Here is a 25165-nt window from a genome sequence, read left to right as displayed (position 1 = left end):
TGCGAGTAACGGCGTCAAATGTTGATCAACTGGAAAGAAGGAAATAATCCCATGTTATTGATTCATCGAGCGGAGTACCAACATAAATCAATTTTGCGGAATCTGATGGAATTGTACAAATATGATTTTAGTGAATATGACCCGGAAGATGTTAACGAAAACGGGTTATATGAGTATGTGTATCTGGATCATTATTGGACAGAAGCAGGAAGATATCCTTTTTTGTTTCGGGTAGAAGGACAATTGGTGGGATTTGCACTGGTTCGTGAAATTGAAACTGAACAGGGAACAAGGATATATCAAATGGCGGAATTTTTTGTAATGAAAAAATACAGAAAGCTGGGAGTGGGCGCGCAAGCCGCCATTCATGTGTTCAATCTTTTTCCCGGAACATGGAAAGTAGCGGAGATGGAGACAAATGAGCCTGCTCAGATTTTCTGGCGTAAGGTCATTGCGCGCTATACCGATGATAAATACCAAGAGGTTAGAGAGCCTGACTGGGAAGGCCCTATTCAGATATTTACTACGAAGTAATGACGAGAAGGGGAGAAGAGAATGTCCGAAATAAATATAACCCCAAGTACCGAGCAAGATTCAGAGTATGTTCGCCAGCAATTAGTCGCATACAATGCGACCAATGTGAGCGAGGAATTAAGGCATCGGTACGAAGAACTGAATTTTAATATCAAAAATGAGACCGGTGAGATTGTTGCAGGTGTGCTTAGTACACTTTGCTGGAACTGGCTGGAGGTTGATATTCTTTGGGTGGATTCGGAACAACGGCATCGGGGATATGGTTCACAGTTGTTGTTTGAAGTTGAGCGAATTGCACGAGAGAAATCTTGTGATTTTGTCAAGTTGAATACCTTCTCCTATCAAGCACCGGAATTTTACGAGAAGCATGGCTACCAATTGATCACAACGATCGAGAATGCACCGACTGGACACAGTCATTATTATTTCAAAAAGGACCTCACTTAAGACAACGTACGCAAAATAGGACAAAATCAGGAGGGTTATCATGGTTACCATTAAAGGAATCGAACTTGAAGATTTACCGGCACTAAGCCAGCTGTACAATGAGTTAATGGGAATGCCTACCAATGAGCAGCAGATGAAAAAGATGTTTCATTACATACAGCAGAATGGTCATTATCATGTGCTTGGAGCATTTTACAATGGCAAACTGGTTGGGTCCGTTATGGGGATTGAGTGTATGGATCTGGTGGGTCCATGCAAACCGTTCATGGTTGTGGAGAATGTGATTGTATCGGATCAGGTGCGCAGGCAGGGCATTGGGCAGAGATTAATGCTTCAGATTGAGCGGATTGCAAAAGATTTGGGTTGTGGTTACATGATTCTGGTGTCTGGCGATCAGCGCAAGGAAGCGCATATTTTCTATGAGAAGTTAGGTTTCAAGGATGAGAAGGTTCAGGGTTACCGGAAGCATTTTTAACACGCGCACTTCAAGAGAAAATTTCTTACACAAGAGGAAGGATTACTTAAGGAACATGGCGAATAAGGCATAGTCTTAACAAAAGAAACGAATAAGAGGGAGGCACTCTCGTGTTCAAAAAATGGGCTAATGTTTTCATGATTCTGAGCCTGGTATTCGCCGTATGTTCCCCAACCTCCTATGCTGCCGCCAAAACGGTTAAGGTCACCGTGACGCTGGTGAGCGCAGAGCTTGTCGAGAATAACTCTGTCGGTAATGAGTGGGCCATCGGAGCAAGTGTGAACGGCAAAGATCTGGAAGAGGGTTCATCGGTCACCTTAAATCTGAAGTCCACAGGTACGTTGAAACTAGAGGCCATCGCCGAAGAACAGGACAAAATTCCCGATTACGGGAGTAAAAGCACCAACGTCAAACTATCTTCGTTCTCCAAATCAACCAACAAGACACTTTCCGTGGTGGTGACCGAGAACAGAGGCCGATATTCTGGTAACACAGCGACTTGGGCGTTCAAGTTTAAGATTAGTAAGAAGTGAATAGTTACCGACCGTGAGAAAAGGGAGCCGAGCTCTCTTTTTTTTATGTGTAGATAATTGGTGATCTGAAGGATGAAAACGTTTCGAGCTACGCTGATCTTTGTTAAACTAATGAAAGTAACAGATCAAAATTTAAGATGAAATATTCAAAATAATACATAGGAGGTTAACACAATTATGCGTATCGTAGATAACATTAAAGTCTGGGGGGAGCCGCTGGAGAACGCCGTAAGTCAGGCGGTGACTTGCTCGAAATATGGAGATGTATTGGGTGTGGCTCTGATGGCCGACCATCACAAAGGTTACTCGCAACCCATCGGTGGTGTTGTCGCTTATCGGAATATGATCAGTCCGTCAGGTGTCGGATATGATATTGCCTGTGGCAACAAGGCTGTGCGCACCAATCTGATGTGGGAAGATATTAGGGATCAGATTGTAACGATTATGGATGATATCAATTCGACCATTTCTTTCGGCGTGGGTCGTAACAATCCAACACCCGTGGATCATGAACTGTTCGACGACGCGAGCTGGAAGCTGTTTGATACCATTGAACCGGGATTACAACATAAGCTGAAGACACTTGCACGCAACCAACTCGGAACCGTAGGCAGTGGCAATCATTTCGTGGATATTTTTGTAGAAGAGGCAACGGGAAAGGTGTGGATCGCGAATCATTTTGGCAGCCGCGGGTTCGGTCATAAAGTGGCGAGTGGATTCCTTAACCTTGCTGCAGGACGTCAGTTCAGTGGCAAAGCGCCTGGCGAATCGATGGATCAACCGCCTACGTTGTTTGACCTGAACAGCGAAATGGGTGATATGTATTGGGATGGAATGACTTTGGCGGGCCGATACGCCTATGCAGGACGCGACTATGTTATTGAACAGGTGCTCGGTATTCTGGGGGCAAGTGCTGAATACGCCGTACATAACCATCACAACTTTGCCTGGAAGGAACAACACATGGGTGAAGAGGTAGTTGTGGTCCGCAAAGGTGCAACGCCACTTGCACCCGGGCAACTCGGTTTTGTCGGAGGCAGTATGGGGGATATCTCGGTAATTGTGGAAGGGATCCACAGCGAGGAGAACACCGACTCATTCCGCAGCACCGTACATGGGGCAGGGCGCACGATGAGCCGAACCCAGGCGGCTGGCAAAATGAATTACAAGCTGCGCACACGCATGGGTGGCGAGATTAGCGAAGCACAGATGCATGAGGCGATTCGTGCCTATGGTGTCGAGCTGCGGGGAGCGGGCACAGACGAAAGTCCGTTTGTGTACAAGAAACTACAAGACGTGCTGAACGCACATGCGAATACGCTGAAAATCAACCATGTGCTGCGTCCTGTTGGTGTCGCCATGGCCGGAGGTAATGAATTCGATCCGTATAAGGATTAGTCAGAGAGAAGAGGGTGAACTTCATGAGGAATTGTGCGATATATAGCTCTCAGTTTGACCTGGATCAGCTGTTTGAAGTGATTCAATCCATTTATCCAGAGGGTACGATTGAACGCCGGGAAGACAAGACCCATATTCAAGTGACTCAGAAGAAATGGTTCAGTAAGAAAACCAAAGGCTTTAATATCATGACCAGCCAGACACATCCTGAGGAATTTACGACAATGATTCAGGGGATGCTTGGATTTTTGAGTCAGATTGAGGGGCGCAATGCTTCGCTTCAGGAAAAGGTATTGATCAAATGTTCTACACTGAATATGGTGATTGGTATTGAGACGGAAGAGGATATCTCGGAAGAATTCTTCGGTGAGTTATTGCGATTGGCTGATGCGCTGGATGCCGTCATTTTCTGGGGAGGTGGATCTCTGCTGAATGCACAAGGCCAGCTATTGCTGGATGTGAATGGAGAATCTGAGGTAGAGGATTACACGATGACAGCGCACACCAGTTTCCTTGACGGTAACAGACCCCAGTCGGAGTCTGGCATTCAACGTAAAGCGCGTTCAGAGCAACGGTTGACTGAACAAGGCATTTCGTATAATGCGAACTTGCCCGCAAGGGCCGGAGACGAACACACCACGATTCGGAGTAAAGAGGAAGTCGCGCGCCGTGCGGTTGCCCTATGTCTTGCCGCGCTTAAAGGTGAGTGTCTGGGAGCCGGCGAAAGTGCGGAGGATACCGCAGCACTGGTTCAGGAAGTGATCGACAAGTATGAGGCTGAATCCTTTTTCTCACCTATAGAGAAGAGGTTTATCGACCAGCACGGAGCAGAGCAGCAGGAGATCATCACCTTCTCTTGGGGATATGAAGCGTACCACGTGATGTTGTGGGCGCTTGGTTATGTGAAGGAACTGGGTGCACCAACGGAGTTGTGTAACGTAGGGAAGGATGTCGGTTATTTGCAACAGAAGGATAGTTTTACCGACTTTCTCTCCGATGCATCTCTGCGTAACAAAAGCGAGATTCTTGATGAAGCAGATCTGATCTACCGTTATAACTGGGTGTGCGTGGATAGTCGGGTGAATGACAAAACACCTCCCGCTGACCTGAATGGTGGAGTGGCTTATGAACGTCACCGGGCATTGAACTGGCTGATCTGTTATCTGGATCAGGCGTGGGATGATGTGCGTACAGATACGTAGAACGGGATGATGTGACGGACTATTGTCAATAAATAATAAACATTAAGCAACATACAACAATGCAAATACCCCTATAGCCGCACGATTACGGTTAAAGGGGTGTTTGGCGTGCTGTTCTATGTGGACATAAGCGTTATTCCATATATGCTCAATATGTATATCCACACATATTCACCAACATGTATTATACTTTTACCCACTATGCCTGCCGAACTGTTCACGAATAATGACGTCAGCAAGAATCAACTTTTTCTCGACGTTACTCTCTGGATTCGCAATGCGCCATAACATCTGATCCACTGCACGTGCACCGAGCAATTCCTTGTTCACGTTGACTGTAGCCAGTAATGGGATATTGTCGTATAGATTATCAAATCCCGTGACAACACACTGATCGGGTACACGAATACCCATACTCTCAAGGGCTTCTATGGTGTATAGCCCATAGAAATCATTCGCACATACAAACACTTCAGGCAGGTTATCCTCATTGATCACCGAAGTGAACGTCTGGCGGAACTCATCCAATGCCTGATTGCTCAGCTCGGGAATCTGACTTATTTCCATCCCAAGGCCCATAAGTACAGAAGTGTATGCAATCCAGCGTTCATAGAAGCTATGAGCATCGCCGATATTGCCAACGAACTGGAAAGTTTTGAAGCCCTTACGGAGCAAATAGAGCATGATCTCGCGCATGGATGCAAAGTTATCGGTGAATATGCTGTCACTGTGAAAAACAGGGTCCAGGTGATCCACCATCACAACCGGAATACTGAGACGCTTGATTTCAAGCAGAATCGGGGTCGAGATAGAGCCAACGGTAATGATTCCACGAATGGCATCCGGGTTGAGCAGGGTAAATAGCTGGTCTGCTGAGGGTTCCGTTAAGGTTAGAATATTAATCCCTTTTTGGTTCAGCTTGGAAGAGATCCCGTTAAAGACGGGTCCCCAGTATACGGAGTCTTGATTTTGGTACCGAACATTGGGAAACAAAATCAAGATCGTTCCGCTTGAACGTGTGTTCTTCGTTTCCTGAATTTCATGGCTGTTATACAGTTCACCAGACAACATGCTGTTATCTTTGAAATATCCAAGTTTGCCAGCGGCCTTGAGAATGACATCCCTCGTTTGATCGCTAACTCCTGATTTTCCAGACAAAGCTCGTGACACCGCGAATTTCGACAAACCCGTAAAATGTGCAATCTCCTGAATTGTTACCTTTGTCTTCATCATACCATCCTTACACTCGTAGTTCTGCCGTATTCCTTATTTGGAGCGATATCCATCTGATCCTAGTATAACATGATGTATTTCTCTTAATCTAATAACGGACAGAGAATTCAAAATGTTAGTGATACACAGTATTTTAGGATGAACGTTCAACGTGACGGTAAGCATATTTTCAGATAGAATGACGAATTTTGTCTGTTAAATTATTATTTTGTTATTTTATAAAAATAACAAAATAAACAAAGTTATAATCATGTTTTAATAAGTTTGTACTTAGAATCCAGGATATTGAATAAGCTGTGATACAGATAAATTACAGCTTTATCAGCATTTTATCAGAATAATTAGAAAATGTTAACAACAAAAATGTTGACGCTTACATTTTGCTGTGTTAAATTTTGTTTGTCAAAAACAAACAAGAAAATAACAAATGGTGGTGGTTGTTTATTTTCGATTGGTTGAATAATGGGGTTAACGATTTAGGGTGAACCATGATTGGTATACACATTCGGGGAGGTTGTTAAAATCATGATGAGAAGATGGAATGTTCTACCTCTGATGTTATTGGCCGTGATGCTTTTTGTATCCGCTTGCAGTGGTGGGGGGACAGCGCAGACGGGGACCGAAGCAGAGGGAACAACGAACTCAGGTAACAGCACCGAAGTCGCTGAGACAGAGAAAGAGGGCGGAGCGGAAGAAGCTGTGGTTGATGTTCCTGATCTGGGTGGGCGTGTCATTAAGGTTGCGGCCTGGTGGGACTTGAAACCGGCGGGAGAGACGGCCTCCGATAAGGCCAGACTCGATAAAATTGCAGAGGTCGAGAAGAAATACAACGTGAAACTGGAGTTTGTCAACGTACCTTTCGAAGAATACATGAACAAATTCACAACATCTGCACTGGCCGGTGAACCATTCGCTGACATCGTTCAGATGGAATACAAATCCGCACTACCCGCCATCCTCAAAGGGCAACTGTTGCCCCTCTCCGAATTCACTACACCTGAGAATAACATCAACCAAGAGGCTAATCTGATTGCAAAATATCCTGCCATTGCAGGCAATGAATATGCCTTCGAATCACCAACCAGCATTGGTCTGGGACTTCACTATAACCGTGACTTGTTCAAAAAATTATCTTTGCCTGATCCTCAAGAACTGTATAACCAAGGCAAATGGGATTGGGACAAATTCATGGAACTTGCCAAACAGGCAACCAAAGATACCAATAACGACGGCAAAACTGACGTATACGGATTTTCTGGCTGGGCCCTTGATGTCGTTCGTCATTTTACCGCAGCCAATGGTGGAACGATCGTGGATGATACCAATAGCAAAGAAGGATTGTCCGATCCGAAAACGATTGAAGCTGCCGAATTCGTCAAACGCCTGTATAACGTGGAAAATGTCGTGAAGGTCAAAACCGGCGACAAAACCAATTGGGAGGAAAGCAATACGTTCAAAGATGGAGATGTAGCTCTGTTCACCGCTGCTGAATGGCAGTTGGGCGATCTCACCTTTGCAGTTGGTGTTGTGCCGATTCCGAACGGGCCACAGGGTAGCAAAGAGGTAACCTATGCAAACAACGCGGCATCTGCGAAGTTCATTCCAAAAGGTGTGGAAGATCCAAAGATCGTCTACCAAATCTATGAAGAGACCTTCGACATCCCGCAGATTGAAGAGTATCCAGGTCAGGATTATCTGGAGAGTCGTTATACCGATGAGAAGGATATTGCGATCATTCGCGAGCACATCGCTGGAACGGGCCGCATTTTACTGGATGATGCCTACACGGGATACCCTTTCGGGGATTATGTGAACGATATCATCAAAAACAATGCTTCCGTGACAGCAACAGCCGAGAAATACAAAGCACAGGCACAAGCTGCCATTGATAAACTCGGCAAACAATAACAACACTTATCACCAGCAAACGATTCAGGCAGGGGCTCGTGTCGGCAAGGTTACACGGAGCCCCTTTTTCCTGAACCACCAAATCGGTATTGCTGGCATCAGCCTTGATGAGGAGGACTCGTAGGATGGCTGGAATTCTACAACGTAAGACATGGATACTGTCCACAGTGATCATCGTGGCGGCAGCCTGCATCATTCTATATGTAACTTCCGGCGCTGATGGGAAGAGTGCAGACGTTCCACCTGGTAGTCTGCCTGCCATTGAAGTGGATGCAGTCTTGCAGCAGACCCGACAGAAGAAGGGATACGAACAGTATCGATCCGGAACGGATCAGGCTACACAGCCGAATGTGGACGTCACCATTGAAGCAGGAGATTACATAAGAGCCAAAGGTGAAGATGTCCGCAAACTGACGAATTATGAGGGAATGGATGGTGTATCTATCCATACCGGAGAGACCGGACAAGTCGATTGGACCATTAACGTGTCAGAGACCGGGCTGTATAACCTGTCCGCAATCTATTTTCCCGTAGAAGGCAAGAGTTCGGCCATTGAGCGTGCATTGTACATTGATGGTGAACTTCCTTTTGCGGAAGCCGCCTATTTGCAGTTTGACCGGGTATGGGCGAATGAGAAAGATGTCGTTGAACAGGATAACCAAGGCAATGACCTTCGCCCGAGACAAGTCGAGCAACCTCGCTGGATGGAAGAAACGTTTCAGGACTCCGACGGGTACGAACAGGCTCCATTCAAGTTTTATTTGGAAAAAGGGGAACACACGCTAACGCTAAAATCATCGCGTGAACCCATGGTCATTCGATCCATTCGTCTTTTTAATGAGAAGACAGCTGTTCCTTACGCAGAGACTGCGGGGGCACAACAATCGGATTCCTCTGGGCAGCCGAAGGATGTACTGATTCGCATTGAAGGAGAAGCCGCGATTGCCAAATCTTCACCTACGTTATACCCGACCAGCGAAAGGTCAAGTTCTGCTGTATCTCCTTATAGCGCTTCCCAGGTTCGCATTAATACGATTGGTGGCTTTAACTGGCGTCTGCCAGGGCAATGGATTGAATGGGAAGTGGATGTACCGGAGAGCGGACTGTATCATATCGGTTTTACCGCACAGCAGAATTTCGTCAAAGGCATCTATTCTACACGCAAACTGACCATCGATGGTGAAGTTCCCTTTGCAGAGATGGCCAAAGCACCTTTCCGTTACCAAAGTGACTATCGAATTGACGTCATGGGCGGCAAGGATGCATACAAGTTTCAATTGGAAAAAGGAAAACATGTGCTGCGGCTGGAGAACAGCCTCGGGGATTTTGCACCCCTTATCCGCAATGTGGAGGATAGCCTGTACAACTTAAACTCCATGTACCGACGCATTCTGATGATTACAGGCACGAAGCCTGATGAATTCCGGGATTACCGGGTGGAGAAACAGATTCCGAATCTGCTGGAAGTGTTCAGTGGGGAAAGTAAACGTCTCAAGGACGTGGCTGCACAGCTTCGTCTTCTGTCAGGACAGTCCAGCGATCAGGAAGCGCTGATCAAGACGATGGCGCTGCAACTGGACGAGATGATTGACAAGCCAGATACCATTCCAAGACGGCTTGCGGCTTACAAAACCAATACAGGCGGTCTCGGCACATGGGTGCAGCAGGCACGAGAGCAGCCCCTTGAGATTGATGCACTGTACGTCACTTCGATCGACCGTGATATTCCCGGCACAGGCATGGGGCCACTTGCGAAGCTCGGTCATGAAGCGAAGATATTCTATCATTCGTTCTTTATTGATTATAACCAGATCGGCAATGTAGCCACATCGGAAGATCAGCGGACGGTAACCGTCTGGATTGGTAGCGGACGTGACCAGGCGAATACGATGAAAGCGATGATTGACAAGACCTTTACACCAGACAGTGGCATTAACGTGAACCTGAAGCTGGTCAACATGGGAACCTTGCTGCCAGCAACCTTGTCCGGTGAAGGGCCGGATGTTGCCATGCAGATCGGTAATGATCTGCCTGTGAATTTTGCGATGCGGAACTCGGCTGTAGATCTGACGCAATTCAGTGACTATCGCACCGTAGAACAGGAGTTCAGGGAAAGTGCAATCGTACCGTATGCCTATGATTCAGGCGTATATGCCCTACCGGAAACGCAAACCTTTAACATGCTGTTTTATCGTAAAGACGTGCTCGAAGAACTCGGACTTGAAGTGCCTCAGAACTGGGAGGATGTTGAGGCTCAACTCGCGATTCTGAGCAAAAATCATATGGAATTTGGCATGCCGATCGTGACTCAGGCGAATATGCAGGGGGTCAATATTCCGCCGAACTCGCAGTATGCAACGATGCTGCTTCAGAACGGAGGAGCCTTCTATCGGAACGATGACAAGGAATCGGATCTGGATTCCCGGATCGGGATCGAGACGTTCAAGCAGTGGACGGAGTTCTATACCGATTACAAGCTGGAGCGGGAATATGATTTTGCCAACCGTTTCCGGACAGGACAGATGCCTATTGGACTAACGGATTACACCATGTACAACCAGTTGTCCGTATTTGCACCAGAGATTCGCGGACTATGGGGATTCGTTCCTGTTCCGGGAACCGTTCAGGCGGATGGAACCTTGAATCGGGACGTACCGGGTGGAGGCAGCGCGGTCATGATGCTGGAGGGTGCCAAGGATCAGGATGCGGCGTGGGAGTTCATGAAGTGGTGGACCAGTACGCCGATTCAGGCGGAATTCGGACGGGAGATGGAAGGGCTGATGGGTGCAGCTGCCCGTTATCCAACGGCCAACATCAAGGCGCTGGATTCCCTGCCGTGGCCTGCGGAGGATTACGCCAATCTCAAGGCGCAGTTTGAAACGGTGAAGGGCATTCCTGAAGTACCCGGTGGTTATTTTACAGGCCGCCATCTGTTCAATGCATTTTACAAAACCGTTGTTGGCCAAGTGGAAGCCAGGGAATCCATTATGGATTATACCCAATATATTCAGGACGAGATTCGAGTCAAACGTAATGAATTTGGTCTTCCGTAAGCAGAGGGAGGGTTAATCGTGCCACAAATATCACTCCGAGACGGACAAAACAGTCCTCCTGAGAAAGCGTCAAGGATGGGCATGAAATCGTGGTGGAGCTGGAAGCTCCAGGAAATGAAGGCCAGCAAACATTCCTATGTTCTGCTTGCACCTTATATGCTCCTGTTCCTCATGTTTACCGTGATTCCGGTTGTCATCTCGATCATACTCAGCTTCACCTACTTTAACATGCTGGAATTCCCACGTTTTATTGGCTGGCAGAACTATACTCGTCTGTTTCTGGAGGATGATGTATTCCTGATTGCAATCAAGAATACGCTGCTGTTTGCCATTATCACCGGACCGATCAGTTATATTGCCTGTTTTGTCTTCGCGTGGATCATTAATGAGTTAACACCGAAATGGAGAGCGTTCATGACGCTGATCTTCTACGCGCCCTCCATCTCGGGCAATGTGTATTTTATCTGGCTGATGATTTTCTCGGGAGATCGTTATGGTATTGCCAATGGGCTGTTGATCAAATGGGGCTTTCTGCTGGAGCCGATCCAATGGCTGAAGACAGAAGCCTACATTATGCCGATCCTCATTCTCGTGCAGTTGTGGCTGAGTCTCGGAACCGGATTTCTGGCGTTTATCGCTGGTTTGCAGACGGTGGACCGGACGTTGTATGAAGCAGGAGCGGTGGATGGGATCAAAAATCGCTGGCAGGAATTATGGTACATTACCCTGCCTTCGATGCGCCCGCAGCTCATGTTCGGTGCAGTCATTCAGCTCACAACCTCGTTTGCTGTAGCCGATGTGTCCATTGCATTGGCCGGGTTCCCAAGCGTGAACTATGCGGCAGAGACTGTAGTGACTCATCTAATCGACTTTGGTACAACACGGTTTGAGATGGGCTACGCATCGGCGATTGCCACCGTGCTGTTCATGATCATGGTGGGCACCAACTTGCTGGTACAGAAACTGCTTCGAAGGGTGGGAGAATAGCTATGGCTGCAATTGCGACAGGCAAAAAACGCGTGAATCGCTCGCTATCGGGAAGCCTCTCCCTGTTTGCCCTTCTGCTCGTATTTGGTGCCTTCATGGTGCTGCCGCTGATCTATGCGATCAACAATGCCTTCAAACCATTGGATGAGATTTTCACCTTTCCACCAACACTGTTTGTCAAAAATCCCACGTTCAGCAACTTTACGGATCTGCTGAATCTGCTGAGTGACTCGTGGGTACCGTTCTCACGTTATATATTCAACACGGTATTTATTACAGGCATCGGTATCGTAGGCCATGTGCTGCTGGCTTCCGCAGCGGCCTACCCGCTTGCCAAACACAAGTTTCCGGGTAAAGTATTCATGTTCCAAGTGGTTGTACTATCACTGATGTTCACACCTGCGGTGACTGCCATTCCGAACTATATGATCATGTCATGGCTCGGATGGATTGATACGTACTGGGCTGTTATTATTCCGGCATTTGCCTATTCACTTGGGTTGTATCTGATGAAACAGTTCATGGAGCAGATCCCGGATGCACTGCTGGAAGCAGCCAAGATTGATGGTGCCAGTGAATACCGGATCTTCTGGTCCATTGTTATGCCCAATGTGAAGCCCGCGTGGCTTACATTAATTATTCTGTTGTTCCAGATGTTATGGGGCAGTGATGGCAATGGATACATCTACAGCGAGCAGCTCAAGACCCTGCATTATGCAGCAGGGCAGATTATTCAGGGCGGAATATCCCGGGCAGGAGCAGGTGCTGCGGTAGCACTGATTTTGATGAGTGTTCCGATCACGCTATTTATTTTCTCACAGAGCCGAATCATTGAGACGATGGCGAGTTCAGGCATGAAGGATTAAGGGGGAACGATATGGCACGCACAGTGAAAAGATGGCTTGTTCTCCTGGCGGCAGTATCTCTGCTGCTGGTGAATGCCGTGCCTGCGGCGGCCTCCCCGGCGCCGTATGAGAGTTATAACTACAACTACTGGAAAGAGGCTGTTCCTTCACCAGATGCCTATCTGCCCGAGCGTACGATATCAGGCCGTGACCTCGGCATTAGTGAGTTCAAAGACCCCGGTGATGTGAACGTTTCTCCCTCCGGGTTGATCTACATTTTGGATAGCGGCAACAACCGAATTGTCGTATTGGACCCAGACTTTAAGCTGCTGGGCATCATTGATGGATTCATGATGGAGGGTACTAAGGAGACCTTTAACCTTCCAGGTGGATTGTTTGTAGATGAGGAAGAACGCATATACGTCGCCGATACGGGCAACGGTCGTGTGGTTGTCCTGGATGGAGAGGGGACGCTGATTCAAACCATTACAAAGCCCGAGTCGGATATCCTATCGACCCAATTCCAGTTCCAGCCTTTGAAACTAACGGTGGACCATGTAGGCCGAGTGTACGTTGTGGCACAGGGGGTCTACGAAGGCATTATGCAGTTTGACGAGAGTGGGAAATTTATCGGATACGTTGGTACCAACAAAGTGAAGCGGGACTACGGCGAATATATCTGGCGCATGTTATCAACCAAAGCCCAGCGCGCACAGATGGTCCTGTTTGTCCCGACGGAGTTCTCCAATGCGGATATTGACCCCAAAGGATTCGTGTATGCGACGAATATTGATCCCGGCTCAAATGAACCGATCAAGCGGCTTAACCCGTCCGGCGAAGATGTACTGAAACGGTTTGGTTATTATGATGTCAAAGGCGATATCCGCTTCCGTAACAATCCCGGTCCATCCAAGCTAATTGATGTGAAAGTGCTGGGCGACGGCATGTACAGTGTATTGGATGCGACACAGAACCGGGTGTTCACGTATGACGATGAAGGTCATCTGCTCTACATATACGGTGGCAAAGGAAATCAGGTGGGCACGCTCAAAACACCTGTCGCGATTGAACAATCGGGTGAGCATCACTTGGTTCTGGATCGGGGCAAGAACAACCTTGTCGTCTATGAGCCAACCCGTTTTGGTGCCCGTGTGAATGAAGCGGTGGCACTCCACTATCGGGGCGAGGACACGGAGGCTGTAAATATATGGAGAGAAGTGCTGAAGCTGAATGCCAACTATGACATCGCTTATATTGGCATCGGCAAGTCCTTATTAATGGAGAAGAAAAACGAGGAAGCGCTAAGTTACTTCGAACTTGGAATGGACCGCAAGAGTTATTCTGTGGCGTTCAAGAGGCATCGGCGAGAGATGATGAAGGAACATTTTGGTACATTCTTGACCGCTGTAATCGCGCTGATTGTCATTCTGATCCTGACCCGGGTGGCGGTTAAATGGAGACGGAGGAGGCAGGTTGATCGTGAAGCAGGATTTCATTAAGTTTCCGCTGCATCTCATTTTTCACCCCATTGATGCATTCTGGGATCTCAAGTCGGATAACCGGGGACGGCTGCTTGTTGCTTTTGTAGCATTGGCGCTCACCATTGTCATGATGATTTTGCAAAAGCAGTACGCAGGATTCCTCGTCAATTACATCGACCCCCGCACGATTAACAGCATCATCGAGATCGCCACGGTTGCGGTACCTTTCTTTCTATGGTGCACGGCCAACTGGGCAGTAACGACCTTGATGGAAGGGGAAGGCAAGTTCAGGGAAATCGTTCTGGCGACAGGTTACTCGCTCATTCCGGTTATTCTGATCTATGCCCCAATGATCGTGATCAGCCGGTTCATGGTGCAGGAGGAGACTGCTTTTTATTATCTGTTCAATAGCATCGCGTTTTTCTGGTTTGTACTGCTTCTGTTCATTGGCATGATGACGGTGCACCAGTACACGGTGATTAAAACGATCATTACGATGGTGCTGACACTCATTGTGATGGGCATTATTGTATTCCTTGGCGCACTGGTCTTCAGCATGCTGCAACAGCTGTACGAATTCGGTTATAACATTTACCGCGAGTTGATTTTTCGGACCTAAAGGAGGCGGCATCCGTGAACAAAAGGCAACAATTATATACGGTGCTGGCTGGTGGTGCAGCTGTAATCATGATTGCAGCCGGGCTGCTGTATATAAACAACAGGGGAATTCCTGCCGTAGAAGCCGCGGCTTATTTGGAGACAACAACCCAGGCCATGCCCGTCACGGAGGACCCGTTGCAGTTCCTTAGCGACTCTTCGCAGGGTGTACCTGGTATGCAGCTGGTCGCCGAGGATCAGGGGTTGGCCCTGTACTATAACGAGGAGACAACGGAAATTGCAGTACGAGACGGGAAAAGTGGAGAGATGTGGTACAGCAATCCGAAAGAACGGGCTGAGGATGGTCTTGCTTCTGCATATGAAAAAGATGTGCTGTCCTCCCAGTTGAACGTGTCTTTCCGGGATTCGATGGGTACACTGGAGAACTTTCCAAACTTCAGTTCGAGTATTAGCAACAAACAATTCACAGTGGGTCAGATCGATCAAGGGATTCGGGTGAACTATACACTTGGTGATACATCACTTGGTATTGATGCACTACCGAAGTTGATCAGCAAACAGCGTCTGGAGGAGAAAGTGCTTTCCAAGCTAGATGTTACTGTCGCAAGGTACACATCTGCCCGATATTATCCCACCAAGAACAATCCGGATATTCTGGAACGGCTGGATGGACAGATTTCGAAGCAACTTGTGCTGAACAAGATGCTGGGTGCTTTTGAGACGGCGGGTTACACGGCGGACGATCTGGCTTTTGACAATCAGGAGAATGGAGTTGAAGGCGGAGCTGTATCAGATAAGCCCAGCTTTGTCATTTCTGTGGAATATCGACTTGAGCAGGGGGCGCTTGTTGTGACCGTGCCTCTGAGCCAGGTAGAGGAAAGTGGGCAGTACCGCATTCGGAATATTGATTTGCTCGCTTATTTTGGTGCGGCGGATACAAAGGGCGAGGGTTATATGCTCGTACCTGACGGTTCCGGCAGCCTGATCCACCTGAACAACGGGAAAAGCCAAGAAGAACAGTATGTGCAGCGCGTCTATGGCGCAGACCCAAATGATAATTCGCTTAGTCGTCCTCAGGTTAGTGAATCCGCGTATATGCCTGTGTTTGGTCTGAAAAACGGGGAGAATGCCTGGTTTGCAGTCATTGAAAAAGGGGACGGCATCGCCAGTATCTCCGCGGATATTGGAGGCAGGCAGAACAGTTACAACCACGTGCATGCGACCTTCTCCCTGCGGGGTGAGGATGAACTGGAGATGTACACCTCGCAGAAGATGCAGGAGATTCAGCTGCTTAGCGATGCGCCTTACCGTGGAGATATTCAGGTCCGCTATCATTTCCTTCATGGAGAAGATGCCAGTTACTCGGGCATGGCCCGCCTGTATCAACAGCAGTTAATAGAGCAGGGTGTACTGAAGCCGCTCGCAGAACAGACAGAGTTGCCATTCTATGTAGATGTGCTTGGTGCAGTGGACAAAAAGGCTTCGTTCCTAAGCGTGCCTTATCGGACCACTTTAGCCATGACGACGTACGAACAGGCCACCGAAATGGCGGCGAAGTTACAGCAAGAAGGTGTGAACCGCGTACAAATGCGTTATCAGGGATGGTTCGGCGGTGGCATCAGCCATCATACGCCAACCCGGGTGAAGTTGGACAGTGAAGTAGGTAGTCGTTCCGAACTTCAGGCGTTGTCCGCCAAGCTGGAGCAGTCGGGGGGAGCTTTGTTCCCGGATGTGGCTTTCCAGCACATTTATCACGATGATATGCGTTTTGCACCTTCCTCGGATGCGGCGCGGTTTGTAACGAAGGAGACAGCAGAACTGTATCCATACAATCCTGCGCTTAATCGCATGGATCAGAGTAGGGACAGCTATTATTTGCTCTCAGCGGCCAAGCTTCCTTATGTGGTGAGTGAGTTTGCAGACAAATTCAATCAACTGGACCTCGGCGGATTATCCCTTCGTGATCTCGGGCAGGTCCTGACTTCCGATTACCGGGATAGTCGGGTGATTCATCGGGAGACGGCGAAAAACATTGTGAAGGAGCAACTTGGCAAGTTGGAACAGTCCTATCCGAACCTGATGATATCTGCCGCAAATAGCTACGCTTGGGGTAGTGCACAACATGTTGTGAATGTACCCGCAGGATCGAGTCGGTTCAATATTACCGATGAAGAGGTTCCTTTTTATGGGATGGTCATTCATGGATACATGAACTATGCGGCATCTCCGATGAACACATCGGGGGATCAGGATCTCCGCAAACAATTGCTGCGTAGCCTGGAGCTGGGGGCAGCTCCGTATTTTCAATGGACATATGAACCATCATCCAGGCTAAAGCTGACGAATTATGATTCGGCCTACGCAACGGAGTATGCATATTGGGTGGATGAAGCCGTTGCCTTGTATAAGCAGGTCAATGAAGTGCTGGGAAATCTGGCGAACGAGCAGATTCTCAAGCATGAACGCATTCAGGATGGCGTGGTCCGGATCATCTATACTGGCGGTACATCTATCCTTGTGAATTACAATGCGGATGCAGTTACCGTGGATGGAACAACAGTTGGCGGGACGGATTATGTGGTGGAAGGAGTGAGCCGATGAGAACCATTCGATTATCGCTGAAGTCACGGAGAGCTTTGCTTGGACTTGCATTTATATCGCCGTGGTTGGTCGGCTTCATCTTCCTCTTTGCTACACCGCTCCTGCAATCGATTCGGTTCAGTCTGAGTAATCTGTCCGTTGCTCCAGGCGGTTACGTTCTGGACTATGTCGGATTTAAAAATTTCAAGGATGCGCTTCTGGTTGATGCTACATTCAACCGAATTCTGGCCGATTCGGTTGGAGCGATGGTACTTAACGTGCCGATGATTCTGTTCTTCAGTCTGTTCACGGCGACACTGCTTAACCAGAAGTTCAGAGGCAGAACGATGGCACGTGCAATCTTTTTCCTGCCGGTTATTCTGGCTTCCAGTGCAGTCGCAGCAGCTGAGTCTGCTGGATTAATCAATCTGATGGGGGAGGCGAGTGCGGTGGATGCATCGGCCGATGGCGGTGCTTCGTTCAACGTGGTATCCATTGTGCGGATGCTGGCGGATGTGGGATTACCGATGGCCTATGTGGATTACATCGTTGAAGCCATCATGCGGATCTATGAGATTATTAGCAGTTCGGGTGTGCAGATTTTGATTTTCCTTGCTGCGCTGCAATCTGTACCGGGATCAATGTATGAGGTTGCGAAGATCGAAGGGGCGACAGCCTATGAATCGTTCTGGAAAATAACATTTCCGATGGTCAGTCCATTGATTCTGACAAATGTCATCTATACCATCATTGATTCATTTGCCGGGAGTCCAGTCACACAGGCCATCTACCAAACTGCATTCAAAACCCAGAACTTTGGCTTAAGCTCGGCGATGTCTTGGCTGTATACACTGGTGATTGGCCTTGTACTGATCGTAGTGGGCTGGGTGTTGTCACGGCGGGTCCATTATAACTGACCGTTAAGATTAAGGGAGGCTTCAGATTATGGCTGCATCAGGGACAGATCGCATGGTAGTAGTTCCCAAGCAGAATTACCACATGCAGCGGGTGCGAAACAAGACATCGGACCTTCTCTATTCCATATTCAGATATGCACTGGTCATCGGCATTTCATTTATTATTTTGTACCCGTTATTTCTCAAAGTGTCAGTTGCGTTCAAGGATAAACAGGATATCTACAATCCAACGATTTATATGATTCCTCAGCATTTTACGCTGGATAATATCCGGCTAGCGGCGCAAGTGATGGATTACCTGCCTCTGCTGGCGAACACGTTATTGTTCGTTACCATCACAACGCTTCTGACAGCGATATCCTGTGCACTTGCCGGATATGGCTTCGCCCGGTTTTCGTTTCCGGGTAGCAATGTGCTCTTTGTGCTGGTAATTCTCACGATTCTGGTACCGACAAGTACGCTCATGGTGCCGATGTATCTGCATTTCCGCAGCTTTGACTTTCTGGGCATCATCCACTTGTTCACCGGAACGAATGGCATCAATCTGCTGAATACGTATTGGCCTTCCATGATTACGGCTGCTACAGCGGGAGGACTGAAGGCGGGGTTGTTCATCTATATCTTCCGTCAGTTTTTCAAGGGCATGCCAAAGGAAATCGAGGAGGCTGCATTGATTGACGGCGCTGGTGGATTCAAAACGTTTGCTCGAATCATGTTGCCCAATGCGATCTCGCCGCTGATTACGGTTATTCTGTTTTCGTTTGTATGGCAGTATAACGATACCTTCTATTCAGCATTGTTCATGAGTGAAAGTCCACTGATCTCGCTGAAGGTGGCTTCCTTACCTGCTCAGGCGAACCAGTTGATTCCGCAACTGATGGGCTTTGGTTCGAACTCGGGCATCAAGGCCGATCCGAACTATGTGGCCATGATCGTGGATACAGGCATTTTGCTGGCGATTGCACCGCTGATTATTTTGTATCTGTTTGTACAGCGCTATTTCGTGGAGAGTATTGAACGTTCCGGTGTTGTGGGTTAATCAGGTCTGTTATAAGGGTTGCAGTACATTTGTGATTTGATGATGTGATCCTGTGTTGTTGTTGTTGTTGTTGCTGTTGGTGTCGTTTCGAGGGGGACTTGAATTGGAATCAATGAAGCGTTAGTATTCGCTGTAAGAATTCATGCGAATACTAACGCTTCATTTGTTGGTAACGCACATATGTTAATGGACGCCTCATCCCTGAAACATGAGAAGTTGAACAACAATCTAGTTTGACGGGTGTAACATAGCTTGGATATTGGTATGTAAATTCACGCTGGAAGTGAATAAGATATACGATTGATTCACTGTGCGGATCAGAATCCTCTCACTTGTGCCATTTACTGGACCGATCCGAATGGCGGATGGTTCGCTGCCACCGTACGTATCATCCAGGGTGACCGATGTGATATGTGCGATGGGAATTTCAATTTTGGAGAACTGCCAGCGGATGACCAGTTGATCTTCGATTTTTTTCACGTTAACACCAAACATAGGTTGACCTCCTGTTGTGATTCATATCATTGAAGTAATCTCGTATGTCCAGTTTATCATATTTTGGATAAAATTACCTTATTAATAATAAAGAGTGACGATTTCTATCAACTGATTTTGAAAGTCCAAATCTATCCTGTTCAAAGGAGGAGAATGTATGAACGACTGGAATGCCTATCATTATTTTGAACAAAGTCTTGGCCCTTTCAGAAATCTCTCGAGTCTGTCTGCGGATGAAGCAGAAACAGTCACCCAGAAGATCCGTCTTCAGGGACGGAACTTTGCCAGTCGGCGACCCACAGATTACATGACAATTCGCAGAACACTTGAACAAAGGGCTTATGAGCAGTTTGTTGCCAAAGGTGGGAAGCCGGTACAATCATATCCCCATTAGCTGACGCTCGGTGCATGTGAATGGCTGTCGTCCTGGTATTCAGAACCCGATCATGTGATCATTCCGTGGGGAGATCTTCCAGTTGAAGTTGTGAGTTTTACCTACGGGGACTTGTTTCCAACAATGAGGTTTGACGATGCTAAACCATACCGTAAGCAGATCTATACAAAAGATGAAATCATAGAAGTGATTCAAACCTATGGCTGGCCTCAGGAATGGAACCGTAAAGGTGATAAGGGGCCAGAACGATATATTGAGGTACAAGTCTGGGATGAACGTATTATCCAACCGTGCACACGTGACTGAGCCCGTTATGAAGAAATTTGATTTTATCATCGATCCCAAGAAGTGATCATGCGGAGATATCAGTGTACGATATCGAGGGTGGGATATTTGAGTAAAACCTACAGGATTAACCATGATGCATACCGAATACAAATAGAGCAATCAGAAAATTCAAACTCCAACACAAAGGGTGTGCCACATGACGAATCTATTCGAACATTGTTCAGGTCAAACATTATCTGCCAACCTGGGATGGCTGAACGAGCCAACAGATTGGTCCATTGAAGACGGCAAAGTAACGATAACCGTTTCGCCAATCAGTGACTTTTTCATTGATCCGGGTGGTGAGCCGGTGAAAGCCTCAGCTCCATTTTTACATACGATAATCAAGGGAGATTTCAGCATTGTCACTCAAGTACAGGTGGATATGAAAGAACAGTATGATTCAGGCTGCCTGATGGTGAGGGTGGACGATACGAATTGGGCTAAAGTCTGCTTTGAGTATTTTGAAGAACAGCCGTCCATTCTCAGTGTCGTTACAAGAGGTAACTCGGATGATTGTGTATCAGCACCTGTAGACGTTAACAAACCTTATTTACGTGTAGCTCGGGCAGGGAACAGCTTTGCTTTCCATTATTCTCAGGATGGAGAGAAGTGGAAGCTGGTTCGTTATTTCGGCCTCGACTGCCCGGAAGAGATCAAGGTTGGCATTGTGGCCCAATCCCCCATTGGGCAAGGGACGACGGTTACTTTTTCAAATGTACAGCTTCAACATGGGGTGACCGGAAGTGTTCGCCGGGTAAAATAATCGGACAAACGAGAGCACAACAGGACAGGTTATGGCGTTGTTTTTCAGTTATATTAGACATCAAGGAGTGATTAACACATGAACTGGATCAACGCATTACAGGTCGCTATTCAATATATGGAAGACCACTTGCTCGAAAATATGACGATGGAGCAGATTGCAGCGCAGGCCCATATCTCTCCTTTTCATTTTCAACGTACCTTTGTCTTATTAACTGATGTTACTGTAGCCGAGTACATAAAACGCAGAAGATTGACACTCGCGGCACATGAGCTACTCCAAAGTGATCACAAAATCATTGATCTGGCACTTAAATACGGTTATGACACACCAGAATCTTTCTCCAAAGCCTTTCGGAGACAACACGGTATTGCACCCAGTGAAGCACGCAAAAATAGTAACGCTGTCAAATCATATAATCGTCTGGTGATTCAAGTGAGTCTAAAAGGAGCAGAACCGATGAAATATAAAATCGTTGAACATCCCGAATTTACGTTGGTCGGAGTAGAGCAAACTTTCTCATATGCAGATGGAGAACATCTGCAAGGCATCGGGAAGATGTGGCAGGAAGCGTGGACGAGCGGTACAGAGGATCGTTTGTTTGAACTGAACAATGGGAATATTCCAGGGTTACTCGGTGTCGTTGTGGATCAGAGTGAAATTAAGGAGAAACAGATGCAATACTGGATTGCTACAACTTACGATGGTGAAGTACCGGAAGGATTATCAAGCTTCACCATGCCTGCTGCCAAATGGAGTGTATTTGAGGTAGAAGGGCCGATGCCGGAGAGTATGCAGCTTCTGTGGAAACGGATTATTTCGGAATGGTTTCCATCCAATCCTTATGAGCACGCATATATGCCAGAGCTGGAAGTATACCCGGGGCCCAATCAGCCGCCACAAATCTGGATACCAATTAAATAAATTTTAACCGTTTCAAATGTTATAAATGTAGCCCGTAAACACTCGGATAACCGAGGCTGTTTATGGGTTATTTGGTTGTGATTGGACAGAAATTCGAAGTCGTACAGAGGATGTTCAAGCGTTGTTCATTTTATTGCAGCCAGGTAAACATGATATATTGGAACGAAGGTTAATCTTTATAAGAGGACAATGAGGTAAACCGCAGGAGGCAGACATGTTATATGAGGACCCATTCATTCAGACAATCATCAAACACGAGCAATTAATGCATGACCTGCGGAGAGTTCGTAGTCTGCATCTGCCTCAAAGTTACATAGGTGCAGGATATATTCGTAATTACATCTGGGATGTTCTGCATGGATATGATCTTCGTGAACTTCACAGCGATATTGATGTTGTCTATTATGATGCGCAAGACTTGCGTGAGGAGCGAGACATACAGCTCGAACAACAGCTTTGTGAGGAGACGGGCAATTCGAAGTGGTCGGTCAAAAATCAGGCGAGAATGCATCTGCGCAATGGCACAGTTCCTTATGATTCTACTGAAGATGCTCTTCGCTATTGGCCAGAAGTTGTGACTGCCATAGGAGTACAGTTGGATGAAGAGGATCGGGTGAACATCTGTGCTCCGCATGGTTTGTATGATCTGTATCAACTCATAGTCCGCAAAAGTCCGTTCTTCACGGATGCTGACTATTATAATCAGAGAGTACAGAAGAAGCGCTGGCAGGAACAATGGCCGAAACTAACGATAATAACTGCTTGAATAATAAGTGATTTACGGAATAGTGGGTACAAGAAGGAGTGTCTACGGATTTGATAAAAAAGTTCTTGCAAAAAAATGGACTGATCATTGATCTTGTCCTGTTGGTATGTTTTGTGGCATTTCTGGCCTTCTGGGGCCAAAGGTTTGCAGTCATGTTTTTTGGCATGATCACGGTGGCTTTTATCGTGCTAAGGCGGATTGACTATCAGAAGCATGTTATTCTAAAACGCATTATCCTTACCGGATTTGGTGTGGTTGCCGTCTCTTTTGTCATTATTGAAGCACTTGTATTCACACAGCTTGGTGCGAATGATCCGGAAGAAGCGGACTATGTCATTATTCTGGGTTCAGGCATCCGTGGAACGGAATTGTCATTGACCCTGAAGCAAAGGCTGGATGCCAGTCTGGACTACATTCGCAGTCACCCTCAGACACCGGTCATTGTATCGGGTGGACAGGGACCCGGGGAATCGATTCCCGAAGCGCTCGCCATGAAAAACTATCTGATTGAACAGGGGATTAACCCCGCCCAAGTCATTATGGAAGATCGCTCCACAAGTACACAGGAGAATTTGGCCTTTTCCAAAAAAATCATTCTTGAATCCGGGTTGGAGCACCCCGAGATTATGATTGTCACCAGTGACTATCATATGTTCCGCTCCAAGTATATCGCTGCCAAGAACGGTTATGCGGCAGAATACGGCATATCGGCCCCGTCACCGGGATATTTGAAGCCGGTCAACATGATCCGTGAATATTTTGCTACGATCAAAACATTTATCTAATGCACATGACAGAAAAACGGAAACAGGACGAAGCTGGAGATCTATGATCTATGCTTCGTCTTGTTTGCATATAAGGATGTTATTGATCCTTAACGATAGGTTATTTTTCTGAAGGAACAGTCACAGCTTCGGAAACCTTATCCCCAGGGAGAGCTACCATTTCGGAGGATTGGATATTAGAAGGAACGGCTACGATTTCAGGAGATCCATCCGTAGAAGGAACAGTGGCTGTTTCTACAACTTTAGCCTCAGAAGGTTTAGTAGTAGAAGGTACAGTAGCAGACGGAACTGGCACAGCTTCGGAAACTTCATCCTCAGGGAGAGCCACGATTTCAGGAGTTTCGGAGGTAGAAGGAGCAGTTACAGCTTCGGAAATTCCGACCTTGTTGGGAGAAGCTACGATTTCAGAAGATCCATCAGTAGAAGGAACAGGCACAGTTTCAGAAGCTTCAGCCTCTACTTTAACCGTGTGGTTTGATGCCCATACGGCAGTGGACGTACTTACGCCTGTAATAAGCAGGAGGGCTCCCATACTTAACATCCAATGTTTCTTTTTCAGTTTCTTTACATTAAACATAATCATCAATCTCCTTTTTAATTGTTTGCCTTCACCGGATAGGGACGAACAGAATTGAGCAGGCATTTTCTTGGTTCCCGCCATCACATTTAAAATCGTTTCACCATATCGTCTTCGCTCTTCATGGGACATCTCTTTCACCACATCTTCATCACAGGCCAACTCGCTCCAGGTATGAATGTCCCGGCGAATCATATGAATCAGGGGATTGAACCAGTGCAGTGCACTAACCCCCAAGGTCACAGCTTTGAACCACAGATCTTTATGTTTTAGATGTACCAACTCATGATGAATTACCATGCTGATGTCCATGTTCACCGTATTTTCGGGTGGCAGATATATCGTTGGTTTAAACAAGCCAACCAGTATAGGGCTTCGTACTAGAGTGCTGTGAGCAAGCGTGATATTGCGTTTGAGACCCAAAGCCTCTTTGATTAATGGTAGCTGTATAGCTGCCTCACTATGACAGAGGACTGGCGTACGTGTACGAGATAATTCATTCGAAAATCTCCGATAACAGTACACCTGCCATGCAGAAAAACCTATGACTCCAATGCCCCATACGAATAACAAGAACCAGGCTGTAGTTACCGAAATGGTTTGTTCCGGGATAAACGTTCCTGCGAGTAAGCGCGAAGCTGTTGCATTCTCCGTACCCGGTATAGTTGATGTCGTTTGGAATGCCATATCCAAAAGCCATGAAAGGCCAAGAGATACCGGGAACAGATAAAACAAGATAGCCAGTTTACCGAGTCTGTAGAGCCACTTGGTCGGAAAAACAGATACGGGTATAAGTCGTAGTGCCAAAATACAAACAGAAACGATACTTCCCGCCACGGTCAGGCTGCACAGAATTTCAAAAAAGATGTTCATCATCTGCA

The 25165-nt window shown here is 47.1% G+C and carries 24 protein-coding genes; 21 read left to right on the top strand and 3 right to left on the bottom strand.

Translation table 11 applies throughout. The annotated features are described in order from the left end of the window. The first annotated feature begins 51 nt into the window (after positions 1-51). The 6 genes from QVE09_RS10935 (at position 52) to QVE09_RS10910 (ending at position 4589) form a co-directional block, all read left to right on the top strand. On the top strand, positions 52-534 hold the full coding sequence (locus QVE09_RS10935; protein ID WP_315936827.1) for a GNAT family N-acetyltransferase: 483 nt from the start codon (positions 52-54) through the stop codon (positions 532-534). A gap of 21 nt (positions 535-555) precedes the next feature. Next, entirely contained in the window at positions 556-981 is a 426-nt protein-coding gene (locus QVE09_RS10930) for a GNAT family N-acetyltransferase (protein WP_315936826.1), read from the top strand. A 40-nt stretch (positions 982-1021) separates the two neighbouring features. Further along, on the top strand, positions 1022-1456 hold the full coding sequence (locus QVE09_RS10925; protein ID WP_017689726.1) for a GNAT family N-acetyltransferase: 435 nt from the start codon (positions 1022-1024) through the stop codon (positions 1454-1456). A 110-nt stretch (positions 1457-1566) separates the two neighbouring features. Then, complete coding sequence (locus QVE09_RS10920) at positions 1567-1989, top strand: hypothetical protein (protein WP_264930265.1); 423 nt, start codon at positions 1567-1569, stop codon at positions 1987-1989. Positions 1990-2166: 177 nt separating this feature from the next. Beyond that, positions 2167-3387, top strand: a complete 1221-nt coding sequence (locus QVE09_RS10915) for an RtcB family protein (protein ID WP_315936825.1) — start codon at positions 2167-2169, stop codon at positions 3385-3387. Between the two features lie 23 nt (positions 3388-3410). Continuing rightward, on the top strand, positions 3411-4589 hold the full coding sequence (locus QVE09_RS10910) for a DUF4272 domain-containing protein (protein WP_315936824.1): 1179 nt from the start codon (positions 3411-3413) through the stop codon (positions 4587-4589). Positions 4590-4781: 192 nt separating this feature from the next. Here the strand turns inward: QVE09_RS10910 and QVE09_RS10905 are convergent, their stop codons facing one another. Then, a complete protein-coding gene (locus tag QVE09_RS10905) occupies positions 4782-5819 on the bottom strand; it encodes a LacI family DNA-binding transcriptional regulator (protein ID WP_315936823.1) in 1038 nt (345 codons plus the stop codon). A 531-nt stretch (positions 5820-6350) separates the two neighbouring features. On the opposite strand from QVE09_RS10905, the gene QVE09_RS10900 reads away from it, so the two are divergent. From QVE09_RS10900 to QVE09_RS10860, 9 genes are all read left to right on the top strand, one after another. Next, complete coding sequence (locus QVE09_RS10900) at positions 6351-7730, top strand: ABC transporter substrate-binding protein (RefSeq protein WP_315936894.1); 1380 nt, start codon at positions 6351-6353, stop codon at positions 7728-7730. Positions 7731-7855: 125 nt separating this feature from the next. Continuing rightward, on the top strand, positions 7856-10783 hold the full coding sequence (locus QVE09_RS10895) for an extracellular solute-binding protein (protein WP_315936822.1): 2928 nt from the start codon (positions 7856-7858) through the stop codon (positions 10781-10783). 75 nt (positions 10784-10858) lie between these two features. Then, the gene (locus QVE09_RS10890; RefSeq protein ID WP_047842211.1) at positions 10859-11770 is read left to right on the top strand and encodes a carbohydrate ABC transporter permease; all 912 of its coding nucleotides are present in this window, start codon (positions 10859-10861) and stop codon (positions 11768-11770) included. Positions 11771-11772: 2 nt separating this feature from the next. After that, complete coding sequence (locus QVE09_RS10885; protein WP_017689719.1) at positions 11773-12636, top strand: carbohydrate ABC transporter permease; 864 nt, start codon at positions 11773-11775, stop codon at positions 12634-12636. Positions 12637-12647: 11 nt separating this feature from the next. Then, a complete protein-coding gene (locus tag QVE09_RS10880; protein WP_315936821.1) occupies positions 12648-14114 on the top strand; it encodes an NHL repeat-containing protein in 1467 nt (488 codons plus the stop codon). Then, entirely contained in the window at positions 14095-14715 is a 621-nt protein-coding gene (locus QVE09_RS10875) for a YIP1 family protein (protein ID WP_315936820.1), read from the top strand. Before QVE09_RS10880 ends, QVE09_RS10875 begins: the two co-directional genes overlap by 20 nt. A gap of 14 nt (positions 14716-14729) precedes the next feature. Beyond that, positions 14730-17315, top strand: coding sequence for a DUF5696 domain-containing protein (locus tag QVE09_RS10870; RefSeq protein WP_315936819.1), 2586 nt, complete (start codon positions 14730-14732; stop codon positions 17313-17315). Beyond that, entirely contained in the window at positions 17312-18211 is a 900-nt protein-coding gene (locus QVE09_RS10865) for a carbohydrate ABC transporter permease (RefSeq protein ID WP_315936818.1), read from the top strand. The genes QVE09_RS10870 and QVE09_RS10865 overlap by 4 nt, the downstream gene beginning before the upstream one ends. 28 nt (positions 18212-18239) lie before the next feature. Beyond that, positions 18240-19250, top strand: a complete 1011-nt coding sequence (locus tag QVE09_RS10860; protein ID WP_315936817.1) for a carbohydrate ABC transporter permease — start codon at positions 18240-18242, stop codon at positions 19248-19250. A gap of 228 nt (positions 19251-19478) precedes the next feature. Here QVE09_RS10860 and QVE09_RS10855 read toward each other — a convergent pair whose 3' ends face one another. Next, positions 19479-19745, bottom strand: a complete 267-nt coding sequence (locus QVE09_RS10855; RefSeq protein WP_315936816.1) for a SunI/YnzG family protein — start codon at positions 19743-19745, stop codon at positions 19479-19481. Positions 19746-19902: 157 nt separating this feature from the next. Between QVE09_RS10855 and QVE09_RS10850 the strand changes: the two genes are divergently transcribed. The 6 genes from QVE09_RS10850 to QVE09_RS10825 all read left to right on the top strand — a co-directional run bounded on the left by QVE09_RS10850 (position 19903) and on the right by QVE09_RS10825 (position 23707). After that, positions 19903-20139, top strand: a complete 237-nt coding sequence (locus QVE09_RS10850) for a hypothetical protein (protein ID WP_315936815.1) — start codon at positions 19903-19905, stop codon at positions 20137-20139. 123 nt (positions 20140-20262) lie between these two features. After that, a complete protein-coding gene (locus tag QVE09_RS10845; RefSeq protein ID WP_315936814.1) occupies positions 20263-20445 on the top strand; it encodes a hypothetical protein in 183 nt (60 codons plus the stop codon). Positions 20446-20623: 178 nt separating this feature from the next. After that, positions 20624-21232, top strand: coding sequence for a DUF1349 domain-containing protein (locus QVE09_RS10840; RefSeq protein ID WP_315936813.1), 609 nt, complete (start codon positions 20624-20626; stop codon positions 21230-21232). Positions 21233-21310: 78 nt separating this feature from the next. Continuing rightward, complete coding sequence (locus QVE09_RS10835; RefSeq protein ID WP_315936812.1) at positions 21311-22156, top strand: AraC family transcriptional regulator; 846 nt, start codon at positions 21311-21313, stop codon at positions 22154-22156. Positions 22157-22370: 214 nt separating this feature from the next. Then, entirely contained in the window at positions 22371-22922 is a 552-nt protein-coding gene (locus QVE09_RS10830) for a nucleotidyltransferase family protein (protein WP_315936811.1), read from the top strand. Positions 22923-22972: 50 nt separating this feature from the next. Beyond that, a complete protein-coding gene (locus QVE09_RS10825) occupies positions 22973-23707 on the top strand; it encodes a YdcF family protein (protein ID WP_315936810.1) in 735 nt (244 codons plus the stop codon). Between the two features lie 100 nt (positions 23708-23807). Here the strand turns inward: QVE09_RS10825 and QVE09_RS10820 are convergent, their stop codons facing one another. Next, on the bottom strand, positions 23808-25160 hold the full coding sequence (locus QVE09_RS10820) for a M56 family metallopeptidase (RefSeq protein ID WP_315936809.1): 1353 nt from the start codon (positions 25158-25160) through the stop codon (positions 23808-23810). Between the last annotated feature and the right edge of the window lie 5 nt (positions 25161-25165).

The sequence above is a fragment of the Paenibacillus sp. ClWae2A genome, from assembly GCF_032452295.1.
In the GTDB taxonomy this organism is placed as follows: domain Bacteria; phylum Bacillota; class Bacilli; order Paenibacillales; family Paenibacillaceae; genus Paenibacillus.
Note: the sequence above shows the minus strand (reverse complement) of the source record. Positions and strands in the feature narration are given on the sequence as shown.